The organism is Tistrella sp., from assembly GCF_002684955.1.
Lineage (GTDB): Bacteria > Pseudomonadota > Alphaproteobacteria > Tistrellales > Tistrellaceae > Tistrella > Tistrella mobilis.
Genome location: NZ_NYWI01000079.1, coordinates 42,534 through 51,295, shown reverse-complemented (window position 1 = coordinate 51,295; position 8,762 = coordinate 42,534). Strand labels below are relative to the sequence as shown.

At 68.2% G+C, this 8,762-nt stretch carries 9 protein-coding genes; 2 read left to right on the top strand and 7 right to left on the bottom strand.

What is annotated here, in order from left to right; genetic code table 11:
- Nucleotides 1-274: 274 nt before the first annotated feature.
- The 7 genes from tssE to CMO28_RS27015 form a co-directional block, all read right to left on the bottom strand.
- Nucleotides 275-736, bottom strand: coding sequence for a type VI secretion system baseplate subunit TssE (gene tssE, locus CMO28_RS27045; protein WP_296719843.1), 462 nt, complete (start codon nt 734-736; stop codon nt 275-277).
- Nucleotides 737-789: 53 nt separating this feature from the next.
- Nucleotides 790-1,653, bottom strand: a complete 864-nt coding sequence (locus CMO28_RS27040; RefSeq protein ID WP_296719840.1) for a type VI secretion system accessory protein TagJ — start codon at nt 1,651-1,653, stop codon at nt 790-792.
- A gap of 71 nt (nt 1,654-1,724) precedes the next feature.
- A complete protein-coding gene (gene tssC / locus CMO28_RS27035) occupies nt 1,725-3,116 on the bottom strand; it encodes a type VI secretion system contractile sheath large subunit (protein ID WP_296719836.1) in 1,392 nt (463 codons plus the stop codon).
- A 16-nt stretch (nt 3,117-3,132) separates the two neighbouring features.
- A complete protein-coding gene (gene tssC / locus CMO28_RS27030; RefSeq protein WP_062763858.1) occupies nt 3,133-4,629 on the bottom strand; it encodes a type VI secretion system contractile sheath large subunit in 1,497 nt (498 codons plus the stop codon).
- 5 nt (nt 4,630-4,634) lie between these two features.
- Complete coding sequence (gene tssB / locus CMO28_RS27025) at nt 4,635-5,168, bottom strand: type VI secretion system contractile sheath small subunit (RefSeq protein WP_296719832.1); 534 nt, start codon at nt 5,166-5,168, stop codon at nt 4,635-4,637.
- A 59-nt stretch (nt 5,169-5,227) separates the two neighbouring features.
- Nucleotides 5,228-6,370 carry a type VI secretion system protein TssA gene (tssA, locus tag CMO28_RS27020; protein WP_296719830.1) on the bottom strand — a complete coding sequence of 381 codons (1,143 nt, stop codon included), beginning with the start codon at nt 6,368-6,370 and terminating at the stop codon, nt 5,228-5,230.
- A gap of 316 nt (nt 6,371-6,686) precedes the next feature.
- Complete coding sequence (locus CMO28_RS27015) at nt 6,687-7,178, bottom strand: peptidase S1 (protein WP_231889398.1); 492 nt, start codon at nt 7,176-7,178, stop codon at nt 6,687-6,689.
- A gap of 293 nt (nt 7,179-7,471) precedes the next feature.
- On the opposite strand from CMO28_RS27015, the gene CMO28_RS27010 reads away from it, so the two are divergent.
- Nucleotides 7,472-7,945 carry an Hcp family type VI secretion system effector gene (locus tag CMO28_RS27010; protein WP_014747172.1) on the top strand — a complete coding sequence of 158 codons (474 nt, stop codon included), beginning with the start codon at nt 7,472-7,474 and terminating at the stop codon, nt 7,943-7,945.
- 181 nt (nt 7,946-8,126) lie between these two features.
- Nucleotides 8,127-8,759 (top strand): hypothetical protein, encoded by a 633-nt coding sequence (locus CMO28_RS27005; RefSeq protein ID WP_296719824.1) that lies wholly within the window; start codon nt 8,127-8,129, stop codon nt 8,757-8,759.
- Nucleotides 8,760-8,762 lie beyond the last annotated feature (3 nt).

Sequence of the window (8,762 nt, the reverse complement as noted above, 5' to 3'; positions counted from 1 at the left end):
CGCGGGGATGACGGTGGTGAGTGTTGTGTGAGGAACACCGGCGGCCGTGTATGACATCGACAGTATCCGGATCAGGACCCGGCGCTCATGTCATGTTCTTCACCGACCGAACTCTGTATTCCCTCTATACCGTCATCCCCGCGAAGGCGGGGATCCAGGTTCCTTTCCGCGTGAAGACTGTCGGATACACCGTCTCCGGCACCGGAGAACATCGGCGACTGTGCAGGACACCGGCATGCACGGTTGGAGCCGGTTCGAGAGACGCCCTCCCTCCTCATATCAGGCCGCCATCGCTGGTGGCGGTGACCCGCACGCCGCGGTCGGCGGGGTCGACGACGCCGTCGAAGCTCATCGGTTCGGGCGCCGGCTCGGCGGCGACCAGGGCGTCGATCCGCAACCGAAGCGTGCGGTCACCGGCTTCGGAATTGTCCAACAGATGTACCGCCACCGCCCGGAACCGCGGCTCGGCCTGGCGGATCGCCGCCTCGATGCCGGCGCGCAGCCGCTCGCGGTCGTCATCGGACGAAACCGGCTGGGCGGTGAAATCGGCGATGCCGTAATTGGTGAGCGCGGTTTCCACCTCGGGCAGTTTCGCCCCCCAGCCCACCGGCCGGCGGCGGGTGTTGAGCAGGTCTTCCAGGTCGCGGCGCAGCCCCTCGCGGAAGGCCTCAGTGGTGAAGCGGTCATCGGGGGCCAGGCGCTCGTCATCGACCAGCAGCCGGTCCAGGATCGACATCCGGACCGATCCGGCCTCGCGCCGGCCGCCCGCGGAAGATCGCCCGGCCGGCATCACGCCGCCCCTTCGCCGCTGCCGGCCGCCGGGCAGAGCCGGCGGATCTCCGTCAGCTCCAGGGCCGGCATCAGCTCGTCGCCGGCCAGGAAGCAGCGCTGGCCGCGTCCGGAAATCGGCCCGGCCTGGGGCGCACCGGGCCCCTGGCCGGTGGCCCAGTCGGTGCGCCGGCCCAGCTTGAGGGCGGCATCCTCGCTGTCGGCGGTCAGGGCATAGATCGCCGGCATGAAGACCATGCCGTCGGGCCCGCCTTCGGTCTCGATCTCCACCGGCCGCCAGATCAGGTCGATCAGCCGCCGCGGCGCCTGGAAGACCAGCCGGCGCACCCGTTCGAGCGGCACCCAGAAACAACGGCCGGATGCGGTGAGCAGTTCCAGCACCGGCCCGGTCAGGTCGCAGGCATCGCGGAAATCATCGACCCGGCCGCCGTTCACCTCGATGGCCCCGCGCGGCCGCAGGGTTTCGGCCTCGATCACCGCCGCCGCCGCATCGGCATGGCGGCCGGCGCGGATCGCGACCAGCGCCTCCAGCGCCTTGGCGACCGCGGGCGGCGGCGTGTCGAGGAAATCGGGCACGCGGCCCTCGGTCATCACTTCGCGACGGATCTGTTCGGCGCGGATCAACTGGCGGAAACCCGCCAGCCCCACCGCCTGTTCCGGCGCCTGATCGGCGATCATGTCGAGCTGGCGATCCGCCCGCGTCAGCTCCCCCGCCGCCACCATCAGCTCTGCCAGGAAATGGCGCGCCATGGTATCGGCCGGGTGCGCCCGCACCCGCAGGAGCTGGGCATCGATCGCCTCGTCGAGCAGACCCGCCTGGAGCAGTGCCGCAGCACCGTGAATATCGGCGGTGGAGGTCATCATCTTCATCCCGAGATCCGGTCTTTTGTCTTGCCTGGCCACAGGGGTCCGGCCGGTCGTGGTCGTGGGCGGCATCATGACTGGGGCAGCCCCCGCGCCACGAACCAGGTGACCAGGCGAAAGCCCGAACTCACCTCGTCCAGCTGGAAATGCGGCCTGAGATGGATGGTGCAGTCATAGATGCCCGGGCGACCGGGGGACTCGCGCACCGAGACCGCACATTCCCGAAGCGGATAGCGCGCTTTCTGTTCCGGCGTTGCGGTGTCGCTCGCGATCGAATAGCCGAGCAGCCAGCGGCGGAGATATTCCTCGCAGGCCGCGGCATCGGAGAAACTGCCCACGCGATCCCGCCCGATGACCTTGACGTAATGGGCGAAACGGCTGACGCAGAGCATGTATTGCAACATCGCCGACAGCCGGGCATTGGCGCTCGCCGCCTCGCGGTCATAGGGCCGTGCCAGCTGCAGCGACGGGTTGCCGTGAAACACCACCCAGGGCGTGTCGCGGGCAGGCGCCAGCGCGATCAGCCCCAGATCCGCCAGCCGCTTGTCCTGGGCATCGGTCAGCTGCACGTCGACCGGCGGCTTCAGCCCGATATCGGGGCGGTCGGTGCCGAAATGATCGGCCGGCAGCTCGCGCACCAGCCCGCCCAGCTCGTGATCGCGGGCGGCACCGCGGATGTCGGCGAACCAGCCGGTGGCATCATGGGCGCGGATCAGCACCAGGGCGAAAGCGAAGGCCGCCACCCCCCACAGATACTTGCCGGCATCGGGGCCCGAGACGTCCTCGACATAGCGGAAGCCGTCGATGCGGCCGGGGTCCTCTCCCCAGGGCCGGCGGAGCAGGATCCGGGGGCAGGTCAGCCCCAGGAAGCGGGCATCCTCTCCCATCCTGAGCCCCCGCCAGCGGACATGATCCGCGCCCTCGAAATCGCCCGGATCGAAGCCGCGGCCCAGCGCCTCGAACCGGTCGAGGCCCAGCAGCCGCGGATGGGCGCCGGCGATGAAGGGCGCGAAGGCGGCCGCCGCCACCGTCGCCATGCCCTTCAGCCCCGTGACGTCGTCGGTCGGGTGGCCCTCGTCGCGCAGATGCATCAGCTCGTAGGCGCCGATCAGCACGCCGAAGGGCTCGCCGCCGGGGCTGCCGAACTCGTCCTCGTAGATCTTGGCGAACATCTCGGCGCGGTCGAATTCGACCGCGCGCTCGAAATCGCGGCAGATCATGTCCCAGCCGGCATCCAGCACCCGCACTTTGGTCGACCGCGCCCGGCCCGCCCGTTCCACCACCAGCGCCAGCCCGCGCCAGGCCGCCTCCAGCGCCTGCATCCGCGGGTGATGCAGGATCCGGTCGAGCTGGCGGCCGATCGCCGCATCGATCAGGGCGATGACCCGATCGATCAGCGGCCGGAGCGCCGTGGCACGCAGCGGCGGCGCGGTCCCGGTACTGAGAGGCAGGGAGACGGACATGGGAACCGGCCCCCGGTCAGTTGCCGCTGCCGGGGATGCGGGCGACCATGCGCAGCGAGGTCGTCAGCTCTTCCATCTGCAGCCAGGGCCTGAGCCAGGCGACGGCGTTGTAGGTGCCGGGGGCACCGGGGACTTCCTTCACCGACACCCGCGCCTCGGCCAGCGGATAGCGGGCCTTCATGTCGGGGCCGCTGTCCTTGTTGGCGTTGACGTAGTTCATCACCCAGCGGTTCAGCCAGGCCTCGCAATCCTCGGCCTCCATGAACGAGCCGATCTTGTCGCGGCCCATGACCTTCAGGTAATGGGCGAAGCGCGAGGTGGCCATGATATAGGGCAGCCGGGCCGAGATCGCGGCATTGGCGGTCGCCTCGGGCCGGTCATAGGTCTTGGGCCGCTGGGTGGTCTGGGCCCCGAAGAACACCGCATAGTCGGTGTTCTTGTAATGGCAGAGCGGCAGGAAGCCCAGCCGCGACAGCTCGGCCTCGCGCCGGTCGGTGATGCCGACCTCGGTCGGGCATTTGGCATCCGGATCGCCGTCGTCGGAAACGAAGGTGTCGAAGGGCAGGCCCTCGACCTTGCCGCCGCCCTCGGCGCCGCGGATCGCGGTGCACCAGCCATACATCGAAAAGGCCTCGGCCAGGCGCGTGCCCATCACATAGGCCGCGTTCATCCAGCAGTAATCGCCGTGATCCATGGCCTTGCGGTGGCCGCGATCATCCAGCGGCGCCTCTTCGAAATCGAAGGCATCGACGCGCTTCGTGTGCCGGCCATAGGGCAGGCGCGCCAGCACCCGCGGCATGGTCAGCGTCACGAAGCGGCTGTCCTCGCTGTCGCGGAAGCTGCGCCACTTGGTGTATTCGGTCGATTCGAAGATCTTCTCCAGATCCCGCGGCCGGGTGAGTTCGGTGAAGTCGTCGAAGCCGAACATCTTGGGCGAGGCCGCCGAGATGAAGGGCGCGAAGGCCGCGGCCGAAACGTGGGAGACCTGGCCCAGCAGCTCCATGTCTTCAGGGCTGCCGGTGAATTCGTAATCGCCGATCAGCGCGCCATAGGGCTCGCCGCCGGGGGTGCCGAACTCGTTCTCGTAGATCTTGCGGAACAGCTGGCTCTGGTCGAACTCCACCGCCCGGGTCAGGTCGCGGTGCAGCTCGCGCTTCGACACGTTCAGCATGCGGATCTTCAGCATGCGCCCGGTCTCGGAGAAGTTGACCATGTGGTGCATGCCGCGCCACGAGCCTTCCAGCTTCTGGAATTTCTCGTGATGCATGATCTGGCCCAGCTGTTCCGACAGCTTCTCGTCGATCGCCTTGATCGCGCGGTCGATGGTCTGGGTCAGGTTTTTGGAATAGCGGACGGTGCCCTTCAGCGCCTCTTCGGTCAGCGCGCGCAGCAGTTCCTCCGCACGGTCGCGATCGGTCTGGCGGGTGGCGGAAATCGCCTGGTCGAGCAGCGAGACCGGGGCGTCGGCAAGACCGGCTTCGGCGGCGCGGCTCTCTTCGCGGATCACGGACATGGACCTTACTCCCCGGGCTTGTGGTCGGCGGGGGCGCGAACACCCAGGGCATCCGACAGCTCGGCCAGCCGGGCGTCGTCCTGCAGCACGCGTTCAAGCAGGTCTTCCAGCTCTTCCGAGCGGTCGACCTTGCCCATCAGGTCGCGCAGCTTCTCGCGCGTTTCCAGCAGCCGGCGCAGCGGCTCCACCTGGCGGACCACCGCACCGGGCTCGAAATCGTCCAGGCTGGCGAAGTTGAGATGCACCGCCATTTCGCTGCCGTCGCCGGCCAACGTGTTTTCGACGCGCAGGTCCAGCCGCGGCGCGATGCGGGCCATGACGTCGTCGAAATTGTCGCGGTCGATCTGCACGAATTTGCGGTCGCGCAGCGGCGCCAGCGGCCGGTCGGGATCGGGATCGCCCGAGAAATCGCCCAGCACGCCGATGACGAAGGGCAGTTCCTTGTCGACGACGGCGCCTTCGGTCTCGACCTGGTAGGTGATGTGAACCCGGGGCTTGCGCACCCGGTTCAGCTTTTCATGGATACTGGTCGCGGACATGGTCTTCCTCGTGGGTGCCCCCGATGGACGCGGAGCGTCGGCGGGGCCGTAGATGGCAATCAGGCGGCGTCGGCCGGCTTGATCCCGGCGGCGATCAGGAAATCGCGCCGGGCGGTCTCGTCGCGGATCAGTTCGGTGATCAGATCGGTCAGCGGCAGGCGGCCGCGGCGGACGGCCTCCTCCAGCGTGTAGGCGATGGGCGAATGCGGCTCGGCGGTGCGGAACCACCCCGCCACCGCCTCGATCACCCGAAAGGCATCCTCGCGGGTGGCGATCGCCGTGACCGGCAGGGCCATGCCGGCCGGCACGGGAGCGGCTGCAGCGGCAGCCGGAAGCGCCTCTGCGGCCGGCCGGTCACCGGGGGCGGCAACCATCTCCGCAGCCGGCTCGGGCGTCTTGGGCGCGCGGGCGCCAAGCCCCAGGCGCAGCCCCTGCTCGGCCGCCTCCAGCACCTGACGGATGCGGGCCAGCGGCGGCGCGTCGCGGCCGGCGGCCTGATCGAGTGCTGCATCCAGCCGGGCCAGCGCCGCGCGGGCGGCGGCGATGCCGGCCTGGGCACGATCGATATCGGCGCTGGTCATCTCGCGGCCGGCGGCTTCGATCATCGCCATACTGGCGGCACCCTTGGCCAGGCGCTGCTCGCGGCGATCCGCCTCCAGCCGGCCCAGTTCCACCGCCTGATCGATCTGCCAGAGGGCGATGCCGCGGCCCTGCGGCCCCAGCACCGGCACCTTGCGGATCGCCTGGACCAGCACGCCGTCACCGCTTTCGCCGTTCAGCGCCATCAGCGGCCGCACGCGCGAGGCGATGCCCTCTTCATCCGGGGCGGGCCACAGCCCGTCCCAGAAATCGCGGATCAGGCCGGTCGCCACGTCGAAACCGAAAGCCAGGCCGGCAAAGCCGTTGAGCCGCACCTCGGCCTCGATCAGCAGCCCGGCCACCTCCAGATCCTTGGCCTTGTGGCGCAGCACATCCGCCGCCAGCCGGTCGATCTCGGGCCAGTGTTCGGCCGGCGCCTGGGGCTCGTCCTCCACCTCTGCCGCACGTTCGGCGGCGCGGGCGGCGGAGCGCAGATCCTTCAGACGCCGGAACGGGGCATCGACCCGGTAATCCTCGCGCGGGTCCTCACCCGCGGGGCGGGCCCCTGCAATCGGCTCCAGCAGGGCCTGAACGGCCGGGTCGGGTTTCGGACTGGGCGGCACCGGATGGGGCTTTCCTGTCTGGTGTGACAAGACCCCCGCATGTGCATCGCGGTCACCTTCGGGGGCTGTGACAGTCATCGTTCAGTCATCTTTCCGCGATCATCGGTCATCCAAAGCATCAGATGTCGTTGAAACGCGGTGCGAGGTGTCTGTCCGAGTCGGCGGTTTTCCTGCATTTGCGCGAATTGCCACGCCACAGGGAAATCTGTCGTCTCGCTTTCTCAGTGATAGGCAAAAGTGCCTGTGACCGGGTGGAGCATTTTTAGGGTCGTTCCGGCACAGCAGATAAAACCCGTCAAAACTGTCATGGAACCCGTCAGCGATAAGGTTCCACTTCGCTCACGATCACGGCACCGGGCACCGGCAGATCCCGACGCTCGACCCCCGCCAGCCAGATCGCATAGCGGCCCGAGGCCGGGGCATCGATGGTCAGCGCCGGGTTGCGATCCCCCGCCGCCCCGTCATCGGCGCAGCGCCAGCTGCCGTCGGGGAAGCCCACCACCAGGGCCGTATCGCTGGCGGCAACCGCATAAAGATGCAGCGGCCGGTTACCTGCCTGAAAATCCAGAACCAGATCCGGACGATCGCCGCCCAGGAATCCCGGGCATCCGGCCACGAAATCCGCCGCCGGCACGGTGCCGCCGCCGATCACGCCCACCGGATAGGGGTCCTGTACGAAGCCGCTGGTCAGCTGCACCGTTCCGAAATGCGGGGCGGCCATACGCGCGCCCTCGGGATCCGCCGCCAGTGCCTGGGGGCAGAGCATCAGACAGCCGCCGACAAACACGTTACGGAGTGTTGATTTCATCTTCACCAACCTCTGGGTTGCACATCCGGGCACCTGTTCCGAAGCCCGCAGCCTGCCTCACTCTGCCGTCGGGCCTGTGACCAAAAAAGGTTAATAAGCTGTTAATTGAAAGACGTGACGCAATGTTCAGAGGTAAAAACCGGATTTCACGAAACGACCATTGACTCAATTTCGGACTCAGTGAAAAAACGTTAGCGGGAACCGGCGGAAACTGCGAGCCTCGAAATAAGAGGTACTTCCCGCTTGCTCCGGAAACGGCATCCATGAACCCGAAAGAGGCGTAGAGGAACGCAATGATCTATCTGAATATCGAGGGAATTCAGGGTGACGCCACCCACGAGACCCACAAGAACTGGATCGACGTGTCGTCGATGACCTGGGGCACCCACCGGGCAGTCTCCACCCCCTCTGGTTCGGCCCAGAACCGCGAAGCCTCGGAGCCGGTGATCGGCGAAGTGCACATCACCAAGCTGATGGACGGTTCGTCGCTGAAGCTGTTCGAGGCCGCCGCCACCGGTAATCAGGGCAAGCAGATCCAGATCCACCTGGTCACCACGGGCAATCCTGGCAACACCTACATGGAATACACCCTCACCGACACGCTGGTGAGCGGGTACCAGATCAACACCTCGGGCGATCGCCCGGTCGAGGAAATCACGCTGAACTTCACCCGCGTGGACATGAAGTACACCACCTACGATGCCAACAACCGGCCGCTGAACAACATCGCCGCCGGCTACGACATCGCCACCACCCGGAAGTCCTGACCGGTCACGCATGATCGGGCCATCCTGCCCGATCACCATGGGATCCGATGCCGTTCATGGGGCCGCCCGCGCCGGCTGCGCCCGCGGCCCCTCTCCCGCTCGGATTCCCGTGCTGCCCGGATCCCCTTCTGGCCGGACCCTCTATCTCCCCCCCCTCCTCCGTCACAAACCCCGGCACGCCATGTCTCCGAGGACCAGACGTCTGCGCTCGCTCACCGTCGTTCTGGCGGCGGCCCCTGTCTGGGCCGCCTGTTCCGGCGCCGATCTGGCCGGGCTGGACCGGCCCGAAGAGGCCGGCACGCCGGTTGCGAGCTTCGATACCGGCGCGCCGCCCAAGACTTTTGCGGCCACGATGAAGATGTCGGGCGGCGGCTTCGCCACCGGAACCTCGGACGTGCTGCCGCCGCCGCTGCTGCCGGACGCCGCCAGCCGTGCCGAAACCGCCCGCGCCATCGCGCTGAAGGCCGAGGCGCTGGCCGCCGAGGCCGAGCGGGACCGCACGCTGCGCGCGCGGCAGCTTGATGCGCTGACCGTACAGCTTTCCGCTTTGCGCACACGCGACGAGGCCGCCGATCCGGCCGAGGCCGAGGCCCGTGCGGCGCTCAGCCGCGCCGTTGCCGCCAATCGCCCGCCGGGGCGGGTGGTGGTGCGATCCTCCGACGGCGGCATGGCCGAAATGGGCGGCATGATCCGCTCGCTCGGCGGCGTGGTCCGCGGGCTGGGCGATCCGCTGCCTGCTGAACCGCTGGCAGGCGATCCCCTGGCCGCAGATCCGGCCGCTGCCGCGTCTCCCACCCCGCCTTCCGCTGAATAGGAC

What these genes read in the sequence shown, in the direction of transcription:
- tssE (WP_296719843.1), bottom strand. Translation starts at nt 736, where the DNA reads ATGTCGATCCTGGACCGGCTGCTGGTCGATGACGAGCGCCTGGCCCCC.
- tssC (WP_296719836.1), bottom strand. Translation starts at nt 3,116, where the DNA reads ATGTCCGTCTCCCTGCCTCTCAGTACCGGGACCGCGCCGCCGCTGCGT.
- CMO28_RS27040 (WP_296719840.1), bottom strand. Translation starts at nt 1,653, where the DNA reads ATGATGACCTCCACCGCCGATATTCACGGTGCTGCGGCACTGCTCCAG.
- CMO28_RS27010 (WP_014747172.1), top strand. Translation starts at nt 7,472, where the DNA reads ATGATCTATCTGAATATCGAGGGAATTCAGGGTGACGCCACCCACGAG.
- CMO28_RS27005 (WP_296719824.1), top strand. Translation starts at nt 8,127, where the DNA reads ATGTCTCCGAGGACCAGACGTCTGCGCTCGCTCACCGTCGTTCTGGCG.
- CMO28_RS27015 (WP_231889398.1), bottom strand. Translation starts at nt 7,178, where the DNA reads ATGAAATCAACACTCCGTAACGTGTTTGTCGGCGGCTGTCTGATGCTC.
- tssC (WP_062763858.1), bottom strand. Translation starts at nt 4,629, where the DNA reads ATGTCCGTGATCCGCGAAGAGAGCCGCGCCGCCGAAGCCGGTCTTGCC.
- tssB (WP_296719832.1), bottom strand. Translation starts at nt 5,168, where the DNA reads ATGTCCGCGACCAGTATCCATGAAAAGCTGAACCGGGTGCGCAAGCCC.